A 19,312-nucleotide genomic window follows, 5' to 3' on the forward strand; every position below is an offset into this window, starting at 1 on the left:
CCGTCCGGAGCCCCTCCGGTCACCCCTTCGCCCAGGCCCGGACCTCGTCGACGGGCCATGTCGTGACGATGCGTTCGGCGGGGATGCCGAGGCGCTCGGCGCGCTCGCAGCCGAGCGACTTCATGTCGAGCTGCCCCGGGGCGTGGGCGTCGGAGTCGATGGTGAAGAGGCAGCCGAGGTCGCGTGCCAGCTCGATGAGCTCGTCGGGCGGGTCGCACCGCTCGGGACGCGAGTTGATCTCGACGGCCACGTCGTGCTCGAGGCAGGCGCGGAAGACCTTCTCGGCGTCGAACTGCGACGGCGGACGCTTGCCCCGGTTGCCCGTCACGAGCTGGCCCGTGCAGTGTGCGAGGACGTTGGTGTGCGGGTTGCGCACGGCCGCCACCATGCGGGGCGTCATCTCGAACGAGGGCTGCCGCAGCTTGGAGTGGATCGAGGCGGTGACGACGTCGAGCTCGTCGAGCATGTCGTCGTCCTGGTCGAGCGTGCCGTCGAGGTGGATGTCGACCTCGATGCCCTTGAGGAGCGTGAACGCCTCGCCGAGGCTCGCGTTGATGGCGTCGACACGCTTCAGCTGGTCGGTGAGGCGGGCCCGGCTCAGGCCGTTGGCGACGGTGAGGCGTGGCGAGTGGTCGGTCAGCGCCATCCATTCCTGCCCGAGCTCGACGGCCGCGAGCACCATCTCCTCGATCGGGCTGCCCCCGTCGCTCCAGTTGGAGTGCGCGTGGAGGTCTCCGCGGAGCGCGGCGTAGAGCTCGGCGCCCCCGGTCGTCAGCGGCGCGCCGTGCTTCTCCTCCGCCGAGACGAGGTAGTCCGGCAGGACTCCGCGCACCGCCTGTCCGATGATCGCCGCGCTCGAGTCGCCGATTCCCTTGATCTGCTTGAGGGTTCCGGCCTCGACGCGCTCCTTCAGCTCCTCGTCGCCGACGAGCGTGATCGCCTCGATGGTCTTGCGGAAGGCGTCGACGCGGTAGCTGCTCTCGCGGCCGCGCTCGAGGAGGAAGCAGATGCGGCGCAGGGCGTCGAGCGGGCTGATCGGTGCCTGCGGAGGGGTCGGCTGCTCCATGTCGAGCAGCCTAACCGCGGTGGCCGACGCCGCGCCCTCCTACTGCTGCAGGGGCGGCAGCGTGCTCCCGTCGGGGAACTTGCCCGGGGGGGTCCGGGTCGAAGGGACGACCCGGACGATGTCGCCGTACTGCTGCGCGATGAGCCCGGTCGAGGAGCCCTCGTCGGCCATCACGAGCACGTGGTCGCTGCGAGCGTCCTGGGTGACGGCGATGATCTCGATCCCCTTGGAGCGCCAGAGCATTCGCTGGTCGACGATCTCCTTGGCGACCTTCTCCTTCTCAGCGAGGGTGTGCTTCATGACGACGAACTCCACATCGGTCGGTGATGGCATCGCGGCAGCCACGAAGGCCTCGAGGTCGGGGTCGTGCCGGGTGACGACGACGGCCACATGGGCACCTGTGGCATCGGCGGCATACGCCCCCGAGAAGACGTCGGGCCAGCGGGCGGTCACGGTGGGCTCGACGGCGGTGAAGGCGTTGGTCTGCGGCGTCGAGAGCGTGCCGAACCACCGGGTCGTGTCGCGAACGGGTGGGGCGGACGGGACGAGGTTGACGCCCGTGGGCGCCTCGCTGCCGGTGAGGGTCTGGGACGACCGGGCGCCGTTGTCCGCGCCGGCGCTGCCGGTCGCGTCCTTCATGGCCTCGGGCGCCGAGCCCGCGCTGGCGCTGCTCGACGAACCGCCGTGGTCGCCGAGCGCCCAGGTGCCGCCGACGGCGCCGACCACGACGACGGCGGCTGCGGCGCCGAGCAGCGTCGAGCGTCGGCGCGAGGTGCGCGCCCGCCCGCGCATCAGGGCGCGCTGGGCGAAGAGGTCGTCGCGGGGTGGTTCGAGGTCGTTCATCGTGGACAGCGCCTTTCGCAGCTGCAGCTCGCCCTCCTCCGCCGCGGTGCCGGGTCCGCCCGTCGTGTCGTCGCTCATGGAAACGCTCCCGCCCCGGTCAGTGGTGGTTCGGCGAGCCGGTCACGCAGGGCGGCGAGCCCGCGCGAGATCTGGCTCTTGATGGTGCCCTCGGCCACGCCCGTGCACTCGGCGATCTGGGGCACCGTGAGGTCCTCCCAGAAGCGGAGGACGAGGACGGCACGCTGCTTCTCCGGGAGGTCGCGCAGCAGGTCGGTGAGGGTCATCGCGAGCTCGCGGTCGTGGTCGGTCGTCGCCGGCTCGGGAGCCTCGTCGGTGAGGACCTCGCGGCGTCGTTTGCGCTGGTCGTTGAGGTAGAGGTTCATCATCGTGCGTCTCGTGTAGGCGGTCTCGGCTCCGGTGGCGATGCGTGGCCAGGCGACGTAGACCCGCGCCAGGGCCTCCTGGACGAGCTCGTCGCCGTCGGCCCAGTTGCCGCAGAGCAGGTAGGCGCGTCGGCGCAGCATCGTCTGCCGCTCCTCCACGAAGCTGCGGAACGCCGCCTCGTCCCTCCGTCTCATGTGCTCCCGCCGGTCCCGGTCGTCATCGGTGGTGCCGATCCTCTGGCTGTCAGTGTCGTACACCCCCTAGACACGGGGGCGCGGCGAACCGTTGCACTGGGGTCTCGATCCGCTTCGATGGCGTATGCCGGGTGGCCCGGTCGTCGGGGCGTCGCGGGCTCCCGGGGTCAGCAGACCCGCCCGAGGGCGACGAGCGCGAGCATGAGCGCGGCGATCGTCTCGCCGTCGGCGATGGCGCCGTCCCGAACGAGACCGATGACCTCGTGGACCGGGACGCGGCGGACGTCGCGGATGCCCTCCTCGGTGCGGGCCTCGGTGTCACCTGCGGCCTGGGCCGGCGCGAGCCCGGTCGCGAGGAAGACGACCTCGGGCGCGCGGCACACGCCGTTGAGGGCGTTCATCGTGCCGACCTCGCGCCAGTCCCGGGCGACGAGCCCGGTCTCCTCGGCAAGCTCCCGCCGGGCGGCCACGAGCGGTTCCTCCCCGTCGGTGCCACCGGCCGGGACCTCGATGGAGGTGCCGACCGTGTGCCGGTCGACCGTGACGAGGACGACCTCGTCGGCGTCGGTGAGGGCGACGACGAAGACGGCAGGGCGTTGCAGCTCGACGACCCCGTAGGTGCCGTCGGTGCCGTCGGGCCGGGTCACCGCGTCCTCCCGGACCCGGATCCACGGGTTCTCGTAGACGACCCTCGTCGCTCGCACGGGCCAGCTCACGAGGGGTCTCCGGGGTGCATGTCCCGATCGTGCCACCCGCGCATCGAACGAGCGCCCCGTCCCAGCCGGTGGGAGCCGCGATCAGTCGACGAGCGTGATCAACACGACGGCGCGGCCGGCCGTGCCGGCGCGCACCTCGTCGAGCGTCGGAGGCCGATCGACGTTGACCTTGAGCGCCACGCGGTTGGCGCGCTTGGGTCCGAGCTCCTCGAGGAGCCGGTCGAAGATCTCCGCGACACGGTCGGGGTCCTCCTCGAGGACGGCGTGCGCGCGGCGTCGACGACCGTCGATCGTCACGTCGAGGTCGGCGCCACCGCGCAGGTTGGCGCGCCACGCGCCGCCCCCGTAGGTCATGAGCTGCCCGTCGAGCTCGTGCCGGCCGACGGGGATGTCGTAGACGCGGCCGGAACGTCGTCCGGTCACGTGCAGCACCAGAAGGCCCTTGCTCGCGATGCCGTGCAGCGGCGACGACAGGAGCCAGCGCAGCACCGGGTTGACGATCTTGACCATCGCGGCGGGGGCCAGGGCCTCCTCGACCGCGTGCTTCGACGGGTCGGTCACGACCTCAGCATGGCACCAGTGCAGAACGCTGGAGGCGGATCACCGAACCGGCCCCGTCCCACTCGAGTGCCCCCGTCGCATCTCAGCCGGCGCTCTCGAGGGCGAGAAGCCGCTCCTTGGTAGGCAGGCCCCCGAGGTAGCCGCCGAGCGAGCCGTCCGAACGAACGACGCGGTGGCACGGCACGACGATGGGCAGCGGGTTCGTCGCGCACGCTGACCCGACGGCACGCACGGCCCGCGGGCTGCCGGACGCCACGGCGACCTCACCGTAGCTCTCGGTCGAGCCGTACGGGATCGCGCTCAGGTGCCGCAGCACGGTGAGCCGGAACCCGCGCGCCAGCCGCAGGTCGATCGGCACGTCAAAGCCGTACCGACGCCCGGCGAAGTAGTCGTCGAGCTCGCGCGCCAGCGGGTCCAGGCGGTCGCCGCCGCGGAGGACCCGCGAGCCGACCGACGAGGCAAGCGACTCGAGGACCCGGTCGTGGCCCTCGATCTCGAAGGCCACGCGCACGACCCCGAGCTCGGTCGCGGCGAGCAGGAGCGGGCCGACCGGCGAGTCGACGAGGCGGTAGGTCACGTCGACGGCTGACTCCGCCGACGCGCGGGCGACGAGAACGGCATGGAGGGCGGCGAGGCGCTCCTCGTCGCGGGGAGTGGTCTCCGTCAGGAGCTGGATCGGGTCGTCAGACATGGGCGCTCACCCTTCCGTCGGTGGCGTACGTGGACCGGAGCCGCGCGATGCCGTCGGCAGCCGCGCGGCGAGCTGCCGCGGGCGTGCCGCCGACGATGCGAGCGACCTCGGGGTGGGGCAGGCCGGCGACGTGGTGGTAGGCCACGCACAGGCGCTGCTTCTCGGGGAGTGCGGCGACGGCCGTCCAGAGCTCCCCGTCGGGCAGGGCCTCCTCCGGCTCGTCGGCGCGTGGGGCGGTGGCATCGGGCACGACCGCGACCGGGACCGCGTGACGGGCGCCCGCCCGGGCGACGTCGACGGCCTTGCGGTGCGCGATGGTGACGAGCCACGCCCGGACGTTCGCGTCGTCGGGGAGGCCGGGCCAGGCACGCAGAGCCGAGAGGAACGTCTCGGACCACGCGTCGTCGGCCTCGGTCGGGCCGAGCACGGCGCGGCAGACGCGCAGCACGACGGCCCCGTGCTCGGTGACGGCCTGCTCGAACGGTCGCTTCATGCCCTGTAGACGCTCCAGCCCGCGGAAGTGTGAGGTCTCAGTGTGACGGATGGGACGACGAGCCCACCCCGAGTGGCGCTGGGCGCTCACCCGAGTGGGACGAGGCGCTCACTCGCGGAGAGCGCGGTCAGAAGAGGCGGCCGGAGTCGGCCGCCGGGGGTTCCTCGAGCGCGAGGAGGAAGCGCTTGCGACCCAGCCCACCGGCATACCCCACGAGGGAGCCGTCGGCGCCGATGACGCGGTGGCACGGCACGACGACGGCGATCGGGTTGCGGCCGTTGGCCGTGCCGACGGCCTGGGCGAGGTTGCGGTCGCCGAGCGCCCGGGCGAGGTCGCCGTAGCTGCGCGTCTCGCCGTAGGGGATCTCGCGGAGCAGCCCCCACACCTTCTGGTGGAAGACGTCCCCGCGCGGCGCCAGCGGCAGGTCGAACTCGGTCAGGGCGCCGGAGAAGTACGCCGCGAGCTGGACCGCTGCGGCCGCGAACGGCTCGTGGGCAGGGTCACCGACCTCGCCGAGGACCTCGGGATCGTCGGGGTGGTACTTCGCGGCGTCCATGAGCAGGTGCGTGATGGCGCCGTCCTCGGCGACGACGGTGAGCTCGCCGATGGGCGAGGGCAGGACGACGTGCGCACGGCTCATGCGTGGTCGTCGCCTCGCGTCGCCGCCCCGTGGGACGCGACGATGTCGTCGTGGGTCGGGATGGGGAACTCGGCCGGGTAGTCGCCGTAGGCACGGGGGTCCTCGGACGGCTCGAGGTGACAGGTCAGCGCGATCTCGCCGAACTCGCGGTGGACGGCCTCCTCGACCTCCTCGACGAGGTCGTGCCCCTGCTGCACCGTCCACGCGCCGGGCACGAGCACGTGCACCTCGGCGAAGCGGTGGTGGCCCGAGACGCGGGTGCGCAGCGCGTGGAAGTGGACCTCGCGCGTCACGAACCGGGCGAGGATCTCGGCGATCGCGCTGTTGTCCGCCTTGGGCATCGAGATGTCCATGAGGCCCTCGGTGGACTCGCGGATGAGCTTCCAGCCCGTCCAGACGATGTTGACGCCGACGAGGAACGCGATGACGGGGTCGAGGCGTGCGATGCCGGTGAGGGCGACGAGGACGACACCGATGACGACCCCCGCGGACGTCCAGACGTCGGTCATGAGGTGCTTGCCGTCGGCCGTGAGCGTCATCGAGCGGTAGCGGCGACCGGCGCGCAGCAGCACCACGGCCACCGCGCCGTTGACCGCCGAGGCGACGACCGAGATGGCGAGACCGAGACCGACGTTCTCGATCGGCTGCGGGTGCAGGAAGCGCTCGACCGCGGTGTACATGATGACGAGAGCCGCGACGAAGATCATCATCCCCTCGACGGCCGCCGAGAAGTACTCGGCCTTGGTGTGGCCGAAGTGGTGGTTCTTGTCGGCCGGCATCGCCGCGACCTTGAGCGCGATGAGCACGGCGACGGCGGCGACGAGGTTGACGACCGACTCGGCCGCGTCGGACAGCAGGCCCACCGAGCCGGTGATGCGCCATGCGATCACCTTGAGGGTGATGGTGACGATCGCAGCCGCGATGGAGAGGTAGGCGAACCGGCTCAGGTCGCGGGTCTGGGGCGCGCGTCCGGACGGCGCGGGCGCTTGGGGCGGGTCCGACGTGGGACCGACGTTCGCTGACACGACCCCAGTGTCGCAAAGGGCACCGACGATCGGCGACGTGGCGCTCATCCCTGGACGTCGGGCCGGGTCTGGTGGCGATCGACGGAGACCGGGTAGGGGGAGTGGTATCCGACTGACGGCGAAAGGAGCCCTGACATGGGTACCGAAGACAAGGCCAAGAACATGGGTGAAGACCTGAAGGGCAAGGCCAAGGAAGCCACCGGAAAGGTCACCGACAACGAGCGACTCGAGGCCGAAGGCAAGACTGATCAGGCCTCGGCGGACCTCAAGCAGCGGGGCGAGCAGCTCAAGGACGCGGGCGAAGACGTCAAGGACGCCTTCAACCGCTGACCTTCCGGAGCGGGGTGGGCCGGTCCCGACGGGGACCGGCCCACTGCTCTGTCCGGCCGCGCCTGTCGACGAGGGCGTATGCCGTCCGGCCCGGTCGCGGGGGCCAGGGACCTTCGACCCCTTGTCAGCAGGGCGCCCGTCGGTGAGGCTCGTGGGGACGCACGATCGCCGACCCCTCGAGAGGCCCCGCCGTGACGACGACCCAGACCCAGACCCCGACGACTGCCACCGTGCCGGCCCCGACCGCCGACGAGATCGCCTCGATGGACGCGTGGTGGCGGGCCAGCAACTACCTGACGATCGGGCAGATCTACCTCAAGGACAACGCGCTGCTCCGTCGGCCCCTCGTGCCGGACGACATCAAGCCCCGGCTGCTCGGCCACTGGGGCACGAGCCCCGGGCTCTCCTTCGTCTACACCCACATGTCGCGGGTCATCCGGCACACCGGTCAGCAGACGATCTACCTCACCGGTCCCGGCCACGGTGGCCCCGCGCTCGTCGCGGCCGGCTACCTCGAGGGCACGTACTCGGAGATCTACCCGAAGGTGACGTGCGACGAGGACGGCGTGCGTCGCCTCTTCCGCCAGTTCTCGGCGCCCGGTGGCATCCCGAGCCACGTGTCCGTGACGACGCCCGGGTCGATCCACGAGGGTGGCGAGCTCGGCTATGTCCTCGTCCACGCGTTCGGTGCCGTCATGGACAACCCCGACCTGCTGGCGCTCGCCGTCGTCGGTGACGGGGAGGCCGAGACGGGGCCCCTCGAGGGCTCGTGGAAGGGCATCTCGTTCCTCAACCCGCGGCGCGACGGCGCGGTGCTGCCGGTCCTGCACCTCAACGGCTACAAGATCGCCGGGCCGACGGTGCTCGGACGCAAGGACCCGGCGGAGGTGCGCAGCCTCCTCGAAGGGCACGGTTACGACGTGCTCGAGGTCGAGGGTGACGACCTCCCGGGCATGCACGAGCGCTTCGCGGAGACGCTGGCGACGGCATACGGTCGGATCCGCGCCATCCAGCAGGAGGCACGGGCGGACGGCTGGACGATGGGGGAGCGGCCGCGGTGGCCGCTCATCGTGCTCCGCACGCCGAAGGGGTGGACCGGGCCGGCGGAGGTCGACGGCATCGCCGTCACCGGCTCGTGGCACTCCCACCAGGTGCCGCTCTCGGGTGTCAAGGACAACCCAGAGCACCTCGCGGTCCTCGAGACGTGGCTGCGCTCCTACCGGCCCGAGGAGCTCTTCGAGAAGTCGGGAAGGCCGAACGATGTCGTGCTGCGAGCGAACCCGGAGGGCGACCTGCGAATGAGCGCCTCGCCGCACGCGAACGGTGGCGCGCTGACGACCGACCTCGACATGCCCGACTTCCGCGACTTCGCGCGGGACGTGCCGTCGCCCGCTGCAGCCCGGGAGGAGTCGACGCGCGCCCTCGGTGAGCTGATGCGCGAGCTCTACGTGCGCAACCCGACGACCTTCCGGCTCTTCAGCCCCGACGAGACCAACAGCAACCGGGTCGGCGCCGTCTTCGACGTGTCCGACCGGATGACGGCCGAGCGGGTGCTCGAGCAGGACGAGAAGCTCTCGCACGACGGGCGCGTCATGGAGGTGCTCTCGGAGCACTCGTGCCACGGCTGGCTCGAGGGCTACACGCTGACCGGCCGCCACGGCCTCTTCGCGACGTACGAGGCGTTCGCGATGGTGAGCGCGTCGATGACGGTGCAGCACAGCAAGTGGCTGCAGGAGGCCAACAAGCTCGACTGGCGCGCGAAGGTGCCGAGCCTCAACATCCTCCTGACGTCGACCGCGTGGCGCAACGACCACAACGGCTTCTCGCACCAGGGTCCCGGACTCATCCAGACGGTGCTCAACGCGCGCGGCGAGGTGTCCCGAATCTACCTCCCGCCGGACGCGAACTGCCTTCTCTCCGTGGCTGATCACTGCTTCCGGTCGAAGAACTACGTCAACCTCCTCGTCATCGACAAGCAGCCGCAGCCGCAGTGGCTGACCATGGACGAGGCCATCGCGCACTGTGCGGCCGGCGCCGGGATCTGGGACTGGGCCGGCACCGACGACGGCGACCGCGACCCCGACGTCGTGCTCGCCTGCGCGGGCGACGTCGTGACCATGGAGGTCGTCGCCGCGGCCCAGATCCTCCGGGAGAAGCTGCCGCAGCTGCGGGTCCGGGTCGTCAACGTCGTCGACCTCATGACACTGCCCCGAGCCCGAAGCCACCCACACGGCATGGACGACGTGCGTTTCGGTGAGCTCTTCACCGACCACGTCGACGTCGTCTTCGCCTTCCACGGCTACCACGGCGCCATCCACCAGCTCGTCCACGGACGGCCCGACGCCGACCGCTTCCACGTGCGTGGCTTCAGCGAGGAGGGCACGACGACGACGCCGTTCGACATGGTCGTGCGCAACGGCGTCGACCGCTACTCACTCGTCGTGGACGCCATCAACAACGCCGGTCGGCAGGTGCGCGGGTCGAGCGAGGTCAAGGCCTGGTGCGAGGCTCAGCTCGCGAAGCACCACGCCTACATCGTCGAGCACCTCGAGGACATGCCCGAGGTGCGTGACTGGGTCATGACGACGGTCGTCGAGGACTGACCGCCCGCCCCGACGACAGCCGGCGTATGCCGTCGACCCGGCCGGATGGCATACGTGGTCTCGTCAGTCGCGCCGGGGCGCGATGACGACCTCGATGCCGTTGTCGCGGAAGGCTTGCAACGCAACGGGATCGGCGGACTCGTCGGTGACGAGGGTCCAGGAGCGTGGCATGACGGCCCAGGCGTGGAAGGGCGACTGGCCGAGCTTGTCGGCGTGCGCGAGGACGTAGGTGTGCTCGGCCCGGCTCATCATCAGCTCCTTGAGCCGGGTCTGCTCGAGGTCGGCCTCGCAGATGCCGCGCTCGGCGTGCACGCTGTCGGCCCCCATGAACGCCCGGTCGAAGCTGAGGCGCTGGACGGCGGCCTCGGCGAGTGGCCCGACGAACGCCTGGCTCAGTGGCCGCAGCCGACCGCCCAGGGCGATGACGTCGATGCCGACGCTGTCGGCGAGGGTGCCCATGGCGCTGATGCCGGCCGTGACGACGGTCAGCTCGGTCAGCTCCGGCGTCTTGGTGATGGCGTCGGCGAGCGCGCCCATCGTCGACCCGGCATCGAGGAGCACCGTCTCGCCGGGCTCGATCTGGTCGGCGGCCCAGCGGGCGATGTCGCGCTTAGCGGCGTGCGCCTCGCCGAGACGCTGGCGCAGCGAGGCCTCGGGATGGTGGGCCAGGCTCATGACCCCGCCGTAGGTCCGAGCCAGCTTGCCCTGGGCGGTCAGCTTGGCGAGGTCGCGCCGGATCGTCGACGCGGTGACGCCGAGCTGGTCGGAGAGCTCCTCCACGCTCGCGAGCCCACTCGTGGTGGCGAGGCGGACGATCTCGCCCCGACGCGTCTGTGCGGTGTGCTTCGCCACGCTGGGCACCTTAGGCGTCCGCGGGCCGTGGCGCCATCTCCGCGCCGAGGCGCAGCGCCTCGATCATCGAGCGGTGGTCGGCGATGCCGGTGCCGGCGATGTCGAAGGCCGTGCCGTGGTCGACCGACGTGCGGATGACGGGCAGGCCGATCGTCACGTTGACGCCTGCCTCGAGGCCGAGCACCTTGACCGGCCCGTGGCCCTGGTCGTGGTACATCGCGACGACGAGGTCGTAGTCGCCGCGACCGGCGAGGAAGAAGAGGGTGTCGGCCGGCAGGGCGCCGTGCACGTCGATGCCGTCGGCGCGGCAGACCTCCACGGCGGGGTCGATCTTCTCGGCCTCCTCGCCGTAGCCGAAGAGACCGTTCTCGCCGGCGTGCGGGTTGATGCCGCAGACGCCGATCTTCGGGGCCGGGTTGCCGGCGTCGACGAGGGCCTGGTGGCCGCGGCGGATGACGCGCTCGACGAGACCGGGCTCGATCCGGTTGACGGCGTCGATGAGGCCGATGTGGGTCGTCACGTGGATGACCTTGACCTTCTCGGTCGAGAGCATCATCGAGACCTCGGGCGTGCCGGTGAGGTGGGCGAGCAGCTCGGTGTGGCCGGGGAAGACGTGTCCGCCGGCATGCAACGCCTCCTTGTTGAGCGGAGCGGTGCAGATGGCCTGGACCTTGCCGGCCATCGCGAGCTCGGAGGCGACGCGGATGTAGTGGTAGGCGGCGTCGCCGGCGACGGCCGACAGCTGCCCGAAGGGGAGGTCCTCGGGCAGCAGCGCCAGGTCGATGACGTTGATGCGCCCGGGGATCTCGCTCGCCTCCTCGACGTCGTCGACGGTGACGATGTCGACGGGGACGTCCGCGATGGCGGCGGCCTGCTTGAGCCGCAGGGCGTCACCGACGACGACGACGCGCGCCATCGTGGCCACGTGCGGGTCGGCCAGGGCCTTGACGATGATCTCCGGGCCGATGCCGGCGCCGTCTCCCATGGTCACGGCGATGCGGGGAAGGGCGACGCTCATGAGTTCTCCTCGGTGGTCGCGCCGGGGGTGGCGCGGGGTGCGGTGGTGGTCGATGAGGTGTGGCGGGACGAGGCCGGCGGCGGCACGGTGGTGGGCCCCAGCAGGTGCTCGACGACGCGGACGAGCGAGGTCGGGTCGCCGAAGCTGCCCGGGCGCGTGACGACGAGCCGGCCACCAGGGCGGCGGCTCACGACGGTGCCGGTCTCGACCTCGGCGACGACCTCGAGGTCGTGCACGTCGAGGCGGTCGAGGACGGCGCGGGCGGTCTCACCGCCGGAGAGGAACGCCGCGTCGAAGCGGTCGAGCACGGGCGAGACCGCGGCGGACAGGGCCTCCGTCAGGGCACGCGATCGGGTCAGGTCGGCGGGGGCATCGGGGTCGAGCGCCACCACGACGACACCCTCACGGGCGTGCTCGGCGAGCTGGACGCCTACGGCACCCGGGTCGGTCAGGAGGCGGTCGGGCTGCAGCAGGACCGTGTGCGCGGAGCGCGTGGTCGAGAGCCGCTCGAGCTGGGCCGGGAGTCCCGGCGCGCGCGAGCCGAGCACGAACAGCACGGATCGGACGGACCCGATGGGCTGGGCGAACCGCACCGCCCCCGCGGTTTCGGCGCCGCGGCCCTCAGATGGTGCGTTGTCGGTGGCCGGGCCCGCCGTTCGGGGGCCGCGGCGCTGGTCTGGCGGGAGGGCACGGACAGCGGCGTCGGCCAGGGCTCCGGACCCGACGAGGAGCGTGCGGCCGTCCTGCCCGGCGCTCGCGGCCACGGCGGCGGCGTGGACGACATCGAGGTCGGCGTCCGTCACGGCGTCGCAGACCGGGACGAACCCGGTGCGGGCGGCCTCGTGGAGGGCCGCGGTGACCGCCTCGACGCCGCGCAGCACGGTGGTGTGCGGGACGAGCACCGTGGCCAACGGGTGCAGCGCCGCCGCCACCCGGTCCGGCGCCGGGGTCGGCTCGACGGCCCAGAGGGCGGTGTGGTGCAGCGGGGTGCCTCCGACGTGGAGCACGCCGTCGACGACGACGCGCTCGAGCGCGGGGTTGGCGACGGCGACGACCGGTGTGCGCTGCAGCTCTTCGGCGAGGGCGGCGACCTCCGCGGCGACGTGACCGCGGAGCAGCGAGTCGACCTTCTTGACGACGACCGGTGCGGTCGTGACGAGGGCTGCGGCTGCGCGAACCGCGCGCACGGCCTCTGCGTGGGTCAGACGGCGCGAGTCGGTGTCGACGGTGAGGACGGCGAGCGGGTGCGCCGCGCCGCCGCTGCCGCCGCTGCCGCCCGAGCTGCTCGCGTCGGGCCGGTGGCCGGATGCTGGGGCGATGTCCGGCGGCGAGCTCGAGAGAACGACCGTGCTGCGCGAAACACGCACAAGAGCGTGAGAGGCGCACTCTGCGGCGCCGCTCAGGTCATCGGCGACGATGCCCAGGGCGAGTGCAGTCACGGTTTCCTCCTCACGGTACTCGTTGCGCGTGTCATGCTGTGCGACAAGGAGATTGGCGACCCTGCCGATGGGGGAGAAGGGCGCCGTGGTGCTCTCCGGGAGTGCGCCGGACGGCATGCGATCAACCGTCCCTTCACAAAAAACGCTACAGGTATTGCGCGAATCGCGCAATGGTGCCAAGGTGGTTCAACCCGAGGGGCGCAGCGTGCGCCGCCGACGGGGAGGCCACCGCTCAACGAGGAGTCCCGATGCCCCAGCAGCCCGCTCTGCTTCCCACGTCTGACCAGCCGACGCGGGAGGTCTCGCGTCGCTCGATCCTCAAGCTCGCCTCGCTGGCCGGCGCCGGAGCGCTCTTCGCTCCCGCGCTCGCCGCCTGCGCCGGGCCCAAGTCCGCCACCACCGCGAGCACTGCCGGGGCAGGGGCTGCGGGGGGCACGATGAGCATCGTGCTCAACCGCAACCTGGTCAGCCTCGACAACAAGCTGAACCAGTACGACGCGGCCGTCACCGTCCAGCGCGCCGTGCGCGAGGCCCTGACGAAGATCGGCGACAAGCTCACGCCCGAGCTCATGCTCGCCGAGTCGTTCGAGCAGACCAAGCCGACCGTGTGGACCGTCAAGCTGCGTGACGACATCCACTACTCCGACAAGTCGAAGGTCACGGTCGAGGACGTCGAGACGGCGCTCCGGCTCTACTTCGAGGTCAAGGCCGGCTACGTCGCCTCGCAGTTCCCCGAGCAGCCCACCTTCGCCAAGATCGACGACCGGACCTTCACCCTGACGACGAAGAGCCCCGTCGTCTCGCTCAACTCGCTGATGTCCAACATCCTGATCACCCCCGCCAAGGACAACAAGGCGGAGGAGCTCGACTCCGGGCTCGGCACGGGACCCTTCACCGTCGCGAGCTCCGACTCCGGCACCGGCACCTACCGCTTGGTGCGCAACGACAACTACTGGGGCACCCCCGCCAAGCTCGAGACGGTCAACGTCAGCTACCAGGAGGAGGAGGGCGCGCGGGTCATCGCGATCACCTCGGGCCAGACCGACGTCATCGACACGATCACCCCCGAGTCCGCGACGTCCCTCAAGACCAACTCCGACATCGACGTCATCGAGACGCCCGGCACGCGCCTGATCCACCTCTTCTACAACTTCCGCAAGCCGGCCGGCAGCCCGCTCGCCAACCCGAAGGTGCGCGAGGCCCTCACCTACGCGATCGACCACGAGTCGCTCATCAAGGCGCTCATGAACGGCCAGGTCACCTCGGCCGAAGGCGTCGTCCCGACGACCCTCGCCGGGTTCGCCAAGACGGGTGAGTACACCTACGACGTGGCCAAGGCCAAGCAGATGCTCGCCGACAACGGCGGCTCCGGCCTCAAGGTGCGGATCATCTGGGAGGACTCCGAGTTCGCCGGTGCCTCGCGCGTGCTCGAGGCCGTCTCGCAGATGTTCGCCGCCGTCGGTGTCACCGCCGAGCTGAAGATGATCCCCAAGGGCGGCGAGATCAACGCCTGGCGTCGCGGTGAGGCCGGCGACTGGGACATCCTCGCCAACGGCTACGGCAACCAGACGGGGCTCGCGCTGACGAACCTCCAGGGCCAGTACGGCGGCACGGCGGAGAAGGAGAAGACGCGCGACACCTACCACGGCTTCGTCGTCCCCGAGATCACCGCGCTGCTCGACCAGGCCGCCGCCGAGTCCGACGAGGCCAAGCGCAACGACCTGCTCAAGCAGGCTCAGGACAAGATCTGGGCGGAGTGGCCGGCCGTGTGGGCCTGGACGCCGAACAACGTCCTCGCCAAGCGCAAGCGGGTGCAGAACCTCAACCTCCGGGCGACGAACTCCTACGACCTCGCCGCCGTGACCGTCTCCGCCTGACTCACAGGCGACCAGACCAAGGTGATCCCATGCTCAAGTACGTCCTCAAACGGGTCGGCCAGACGATCCTGACGGCCTTCCTGGCCGTGGCGACCGTGTTCGTCCTGCTCCGGATGGCCCCGGGCGACCCTGCCGCCAACTACGCGCCGCCGAACCCGAGCTCGGAGCAGCTCGAGGCGATCCGGCAGCAGTTCGGGCTCGACCAGCCGGTCCCCGTGCAGTTCTGGACGTTCCTGCAGCACCTGTTCCAGGGCGACGTCGGCACGTCGTTCTTCTTCAAGCGCCCCGCGCTCGACGTCGTCCTGGAACGCCTGCCCTACACGATCACCCTCGCCGTCGCGGCGATCATCGTCACCTCGGCCGTCGCGATCCCGCTCGGTGTGTGGATGGCCCGTCGCAGCAACACGGCTCCGGAGCTGGGGGCCAACATCGGCACCATCGCCGGTCAGTCGATGCCCGACTTCTGGATCGGCTTCGTCCTGCTCATCCTCTTTGCCGTGAACCTCCACTGGTTCGCGCCCTCGGGGTTCGACTCGGCGGCCTCGATCATCCTGCCCACGGTGACCATCGCGATCCTGCAGATCGCGCTCATCTCTCGGCTCGTGCGGCGCGAGATGGTCGTCAACCTCGCGTCGCCCTACCTGACGGTCGCGCGGTCGCGCGGGGTGTCGGAGCGTGCGCTGACCTGGCGCTACGCCTTCTCCAACGCCGCGCTGCCCGTCGTGACCGCGCTGGGCACCCGATTCGCGGCCATGCTCAACGGCGTCGTCATCGTCGAGGTCGTCTTCAACTGGCCCGGCGTCGGTGAGCTCGTCGTCAACGCGCTCAAGCAGCGCGACTTCCCGCTCATCCAGGCGACCGTCCTCGTCACCGTGCTGCTGGCGCTCGTCGTCCAGCTGATCGTCGACCTGCTCTACCCGCTCATGGACCCGCGGGTCCGACTCGGAGAGGCCAGCTCATGACCACCTCGACGAACCTCCCCGGCCACCCGCAGGTGCCGAACCTCGCCGAGGTGCCCGGTTCCATCCTCGGCCGCGAGTCGGCCGTGACGAAGGTGCTGCTGCGCCGCTCGGCCGCCGCGCGACGGGCCCGCTACAGCACCATCAAGATCTGGGTCGGTGCGATCTGCGCCGGTGTCGTCGTCATCCCGGTCGTGCTGGCGGGAGTCCTCCCGCTGCCCGACCCGATCGTCGGCGCCCTGTCCGAGTCGTCGCTGCCGCCGTTCAGCGCGGGCCACCTGCTCGGCACCGACCCCAACGGACGCGACCTGCTCTCGCGCATCCTCCACGGCGGCCAGACGTCACTCGTGATCGGCTTCCTCGCGATCTTCGTCTCGGGCCTCTTCGGCATCGTCGCGGGCGCCGCCGCCGGCTACTTCGGAGGCTGGGTCGACACGATCATCTCCCGCCTGCTCGAGGCGCAGATGGCCCTACCGCTGCTGCTCATGTTGCTGCTCGTCGTGGCCCTCTTCGGCCCGTCGATCCCCGTCATCACGCTCGTCATCGCCTTCGCCCAGTGGCCCGAGCCGGCGCGCATCACCCGCGCGCTCGTGCTCGTCGAGCGGGAGAAGCCGTACGTCGCGGCGGCGCGGGTGCTCGGACTGCCGAAGTTCTCGATCCTCAGCCGGCACGTCGTCCCCAACATCCTCCAGCAGGTGCTCGTCGTCGTGCTCCTGCTGCTGGCCCAGGCCGTGCTGCTCGAGAGCGCCCTGTCGTTCCTCGGAGCCGGCGTCCAGCGCCCCTACCCCACGTGGGGCGGCATCATCTCGGACGGACGCGAGCTCTTCGTCACCGGCAAGCCCTGGCTCGTCACCGTGCCGGGCCTGGCCATCGCGCTGCTCGTCGTCGGCGTCAACCTCGTCGGAGACGGCCTGCGCGACCGGGTGCGCCGCGCGAAGGGAGACCAGACATGAGAGTCCTCGAGGTCACGGACCTGCAGGTCGAGCTGCTGACCGGCACCAGCGTCGTGCGCGCCGTCGACGGCGTCAGCTTCCACATCGACGAGGGCGAGACGGTGACGATCATCGGCGAGTCCGGCTCGGGCAAGTCGACGACGGCGATGGCCATCCTGCGCCTGCTGCCAGACGACCTCGCGGTCATCTCCGGCGAGGCGCGCATCGCGGGCCAGGACGTCACGGGCACCCGCACCGTCATCGACAAGCTGCGCGGACGCGCGGTCGCCCTCATCCCGCAGGACCCGATGACGGCCCTCAACCCCATCCGCACCATCGGCCGGCAGATGACCGAGGCCGTGCGCATCAAGCACCCCGACCTCAACAAGGCTGAGGCGAAGGCGCGCGCCCTCTCCCTCATGGAGCAGGTCCACATCCGCAACCCCGCGAAGCAGTTCGACGCCTACCCGCACCAGCTCTCGGGGGGCATGCTCCAGCGCGTGCTCATCGCGATGGCGGTCTCGACCGACGCCGACCTCATCATCGCCGACGAGCCGACGAGCGCGCTCGACGTCACGGTGCAGGCCGGCATCCTCGACCTGCTCCTCGAGCTGCAGGAGCAGACCGGGATCGCGATCCTGCTCATCACGCACGACCTCGGCGTCGCCCGGCTGATGAGCGACCGCGTCCACGTCATGAAGTCGGGCGCGTTCGTCGAGGGCGGCCCGGTCACCGACGTCGTCGACCACCCCCAGCACCCCTACACCCAGAAGCTGCTCGGTGCGATCCCCGAACTGGGCCCTTGGGAGGACCCGGGCGTCACGGCGCCGCTCGTCAAGGAGGCCAGCCATGGCTGAGGACCTGCTCACCGTCAGCAACCTCGTCGTCGAGTACGGCACCGGCAAGGACGTCTTCCGCGCCGTCGACGACGTGTCGTTCAGCGTGCCGCGGGGCGGCACCCTCGCCATCGTCGGTGAGTCGGGCTGCGGCAAGTCGACGATCGCGAAGGCCCTCGTGCGGCTGCTGACGCCGACGTCGGGCGTCATCGACCTCGACGGCACGGATCTCGCCCAGCTGTCCGAGAAGCAGCTGCGCCCGATGCGTCACCGCGTGCAGATGGTCTTCCAGGACCCGTACGGCTCGCTCGACCCGCACCTGACGGCCCAGGAGATCGTCGCCGAGCCGATCCGGGTGCGCGGGGAGAAGTCGCGCAAGGCCCAGCGCGACCAGGCGGCCGCGCTCATCGAGCGGGTCGGGCTGCCGCGCACAGCCCTCGAACGCAAGCCCCCCGAGTTCTCCGGTGGGCAGCGCCAGCGCATCGGCATCGCCCGGGCGCTCGCGTCCGGTCCGGAGCTGCTCGTCTGCGACGAGGCGACGAGTGCGCTCGACGTCTCCGTCCAGGCGCAGGTCCTCGAGCTGCTCGCCGACATCCAGGCCGAGACGGGCCTGACCTACCTCTTCATCTCGCACAACCTCGGCGTCGTCCGCGCCATCTCGCAGGACACGGTCGTCATGCGTGCCGGCCGGATCGTCGAGAGCGGGCGCACCGACGACCTCCTCTCGCGACCGCAGGAGGAGTACACCCAGCGCCTGCGCCGCTCCGCGCTCGAGCCGGGGCTCATGACCGGCATCAAGCCGCGTCACCTCATCCGCCACATCGCCGCCTCCCGCACGGCCGAGACCGAGAAGGCCTCATGACCACTGCCGCCCTCCCGACCACCGACCTGCCGCGTCTCGACCGACCGCTCTCGCGGCTCGTCCTCGGGACCATGACGTTCGGTGACACCGTCGACGTCGACACCGCTCGCGCCATGGTCGACACCGCGCTCGACGCGGGCATCACCTCGATCGACACGGCGAACGGGTATGCCGCCGGGCGCAGCGAGGAGATGCTCGCCGAGATCCTTGCCGGACGGCGTGACGCCGCGACGATCGCGACCAAGGCCGGCATCTACCCCGGTGACGCGGGCGACGCCCCGCTCCTGTCGGCCTCCGGTCTGCGCTCGTCGCTCGAGGCGAGCCTTCGCCGGCTGCAGACCGACCACGTCGACGTCTACTACCTCCACCAGCCAGACCGCTCGGTCCCGATCGACGAGACCGTCGCTGCCCTCGGCGAGTTCGTCAAGGAGGGCACGGTGCGCGCCATCGGCGTCTCGAACTTCTCAGCGTGGCAGATCGGCGACGTCTTCGCTGCATGTGACGCGCTCGGCACGCCGCGCCCGATCCTCGCCCAGCAGCTCTACAACCTCGTGGCGCGTCGCATCGAGGCGGAGTACTCCGAGTTCGCCACGACGAAGGGCCTCGCGACGATCGTCTACAACCCGCTCGGCGGCGGACTGCTCACCGGGCGCCACTCCTTCACCGAGTCGCCGGGAGAGGGCCGTTTCGGCTCGTCGGCACTCGCGTCGATGTACAAGGACCGCTACTGGAACGCCGAGACGTTCGCGGTCATCGAGGCCCTCGGCGCCATCGCGTCGGAGGCCGGCATCACTCTCCCCGAGCTGTCGCTGCGCTGGCTGCTGAGCAAGCCGGTCGTGTCGTCGGTGCTGCTCGGGGGATCCAAACCACACCAGCTGGAGGCCAACATCACTGCTGCACAAGCCGGTCCGCTTCCCGACGACGTCGTCGCCGCGTGTGACGAGGCGGGCCTGGCGATCGCCGGGTCCATGCCGGGGTACAACCGATGACC

The 19,312-nt window shown here is 70.9% G+C and carries 20 protein-coding genes; 8 read left to right on the forward strand and 12 right to left on the reverse strand.

Annotated elements, in window-relative coordinates:
* Window positions 1-19: 19 nt before the first annotated feature.
* The 9 genes from NR112_RS20360 to NR112_RS20400 all read right to left on the reverse strand — a co-directional run bounded on the left by NR112_RS20360 (window position 20) and on the right by NR112_RS20400 (window position 6,613).
* Window positions 20-1,066, reverse strand: coding sequence for a PHP domain-containing protein (locus tag NR112_RS20360; protein WP_256796115.1), 1,047 nt, complete (start codon window positions 1,064-1,066; stop codon window positions 20-22).
* Window positions 1,067-1,105: 39 nt separating this feature from the next.
* Window positions 1,106-1,987: a hypothetical protein gene (locus tag NR112_RS20365; RefSeq protein ID WP_256796116.1), complete on the reverse strand. Its 882-nt coding sequence runs from the start codon at window positions 1,985-1,987 to the stop codon at window positions 1,106-1,108.
* A complete protein-coding gene (locus NR112_RS20370; protein ID WP_028785343.1) occupies window positions 1,984-2,487 on the reverse strand; it encodes a SigE family RNA polymerase sigma factor in 504 nt (167 codons plus the stop codon). The genes NR112_RS20365 and NR112_RS20370 overlap by 4 nt, the downstream gene beginning before the upstream one ends.
* 167 nt (window positions 2,488-2,654) lie before the next feature.
* Window positions 2,655-3,203, reverse strand: a complete 549-nt coding sequence (locus NR112_RS20375) for an NUDIX hydrolase (protein ID WP_256796117.1) — start codon at window positions 3,201-3,203, stop codon at window positions 2,655-2,657.
* An 81-nt stretch (window positions 3,204-3,284) separates the two neighbouring features.
* Window positions 3,285-3,764 carry a nitroreductase family deazaflavin-dependent oxidoreductase gene (locus NR112_RS20380; protein WP_256796118.1) on the reverse strand — a complete coding sequence of 160 codons (480 nt, stop codon included), beginning with the start codon at window positions 3,762-3,764 and terminating at the stop codon, window positions 3,285-3,287.
* Between the two features lie 82 nt (window positions 3,765-3,846).
* Window positions 3,847-4,455, reverse strand: a complete 609-nt coding sequence (locus NR112_RS20385; RefSeq protein ID WP_256796119.1) for a methylated-DNA--[protein]-cysteine S-methyltransferase — start codon at window positions 4,453-4,455, stop codon at window positions 3,847-3,849.
* Complete coding sequence (locus NR112_RS20390; protein WP_256796120.1) at window positions 4,448-4,948, reverse strand: RNA polymerase sigma factor; 501 nt, start codon at window positions 4,946-4,948, stop codon at window positions 4,448-4,450. The genes NR112_RS20385 and NR112_RS20390 overlap by 8 nt, the downstream gene beginning before the upstream one ends.
* Before the next feature lie 127 nt (window positions 4,949-5,075).
* The gene (locus NR112_RS20395) at window positions 5,076-5,588 is read right to left on the reverse strand and encodes a methylated-DNA--[protein]-cysteine S-methyltransferase (RefSeq protein WP_256796121.1); all 513 of its coding nucleotides are present in this window, start codon (window positions 5,586-5,588) and stop codon (window positions 5,076-5,078) included.
* Window positions 5,585-6,613: a cation diffusion facilitator family transporter gene (locus tag NR112_RS20400; protein WP_256796122.1), complete on the reverse strand. Its 1,029-nt coding sequence runs from the start codon at window positions 6,611-6,613 to the stop codon at window positions 5,585-5,587. Before NR112_RS20400 ends, NR112_RS20395 begins: the two co-directional genes overlap by 4 nt.
* Window positions 6,614-6,748: 135 nt before the next feature.
* Between NR112_RS20400 and NR112_RS20405 the strand changes: the two genes are divergently transcribed.
* Together NR112_RS20405 and NR112_RS20410 are read left to right on the forward strand one after the other, a co-directional pair.
* Entirely contained in the window at window positions 6,749-6,943 is a 195-nt protein-coding gene (locus tag NR112_RS20405; protein ID WP_056771749.1) for a CsbD family protein, read from the forward strand.
* Window positions 6,944-7,134: 191 nt separating this feature from the next.
* Window positions 7,135-9,546, forward strand: a complete 2,412-nt coding sequence (locus NR112_RS20410) for a phosphoketolase family protein (RefSeq protein ID WP_256796123.1) — start codon at window positions 7,135-7,137, stop codon at window positions 9,544-9,546.
* Window positions 9,547-9,609: 63 nt separating this feature from the next.
* On the opposite strand, the gene NR112_RS20415 is transcribed toward NR112_RS20410, so the two are convergent.
* The 3 genes from NR112_RS20415 to NR112_RS20425 are packed head-to-tail and all read right to left on the reverse strand — an operon-like array spanning window position 9,610 to window position 12,855.
* Entirely contained in the window at window positions 9,610-10,398 is a 789-nt protein-coding gene (locus tag NR112_RS20415) for a DeoR/GlpR family DNA-binding transcription regulator (protein WP_256796124.1), read from the reverse strand.
* 10 nt (window positions 10,399-10,408) lie between these two features.
* Entirely contained in the window at window positions 10,409-11,416 is a 1,008-nt protein-coding gene (gene pdxA / locus NR112_RS20420; protein WP_256796125.1) for a 4-hydroxythreonine-4-phosphate dehydrogenase PdxA, read from the reverse strand.
* On the reverse strand, window positions 11,413-12,855 hold the full coding sequence (locus tag NR112_RS20425; RefSeq protein WP_256796126.1) for a four-carbon acid sugar kinase family protein: 1,443 nt from the start codon (window positions 12,853-12,855) through the stop codon (window positions 11,413-11,415). The genes pdxA and NR112_RS20425 overlap by 4 nt, the downstream gene beginning before the upstream one ends.
* 248 nt (window positions 12,856-13,103) lie before the next feature.
* On the opposite strand from NR112_RS20425, the gene NR112_RS20430 reads away from it, so the two are divergent.
* The 6 genes from NR112_RS20430 to NR112_RS20455 are packed head-to-tail and all read left to right on the forward strand — an operon-like array spanning window position 13,104 to window position 19,310.
* Window positions 13,104-14,732 (forward strand): ABC transporter substrate-binding protein, encoded by a 1,629-nt coding sequence (locus NR112_RS20430; RefSeq protein WP_256796127.1) that lies wholly within the window; start codon window positions 13,104-13,106, stop codon window positions 14,730-14,732.
* A 29-nt stretch (window positions 14,733-14,761) separates the two neighbouring features.
* The gene (locus NR112_RS20435) at window positions 14,762-15,694 is read left to right on the forward strand and encodes an ABC transporter permease (RefSeq protein WP_256796128.1); all 933 of its coding nucleotides are present in this window, start codon (window positions 14,762-14,764) and stop codon (window positions 15,692-15,694) included.
* On the forward strand, window positions 15,691-16,644 hold the full coding sequence (locus NR112_RS20440) for an ABC transporter permease (RefSeq protein ID WP_256796129.1): 954 nt from the start codon (window positions 15,691-15,693) through the stop codon (window positions 16,642-16,644). The genes NR112_RS20435 and NR112_RS20440 overlap by 4 nt, the downstream gene beginning before the upstream one ends.
* The gene (locus NR112_RS20445; protein WP_256796130.1) at window positions 16,641-17,480 is read left to right on the forward strand and encodes an ABC transporter ATP-binding protein; all 840 of its coding nucleotides are present in this window, start codon (window positions 16,641-16,643) and stop codon (window positions 17,478-17,480) included. The genes NR112_RS20440 and NR112_RS20445 overlap by 4 nt, the downstream gene beginning before the upstream one ends.
* A complete protein-coding gene (locus NR112_RS20450; protein ID WP_256796131.1) occupies window positions 17,473-18,321 on the forward strand; it encodes an ATP-binding cassette domain-containing protein in 849 nt (282 codons plus the stop codon). The genes NR112_RS20445 and NR112_RS20450 overlap by 8 nt, the downstream gene beginning before the upstream one ends.
* Complete coding sequence (locus NR112_RS20455) at window positions 18,318-19,310, forward strand: aldo/keto reductase (protein WP_256796132.1); 993 nt, start codon at window positions 18,318-18,320, stop codon at window positions 19,308-19,310. Before NR112_RS20450 ends, NR112_RS20455 begins: the two co-directional genes overlap by 4 nt.
* Window positions 19,311-19,312 lie beyond the last annotated feature (2 nt).

It is taken from the genome of Terrabacter sp. Ter38, assembly GCF_024519435.1.
Lineage (GTDB): Bacteria > Actinomycetota > Actinomycetes > Actinomycetales > Dermatophilaceae > Terrabacter.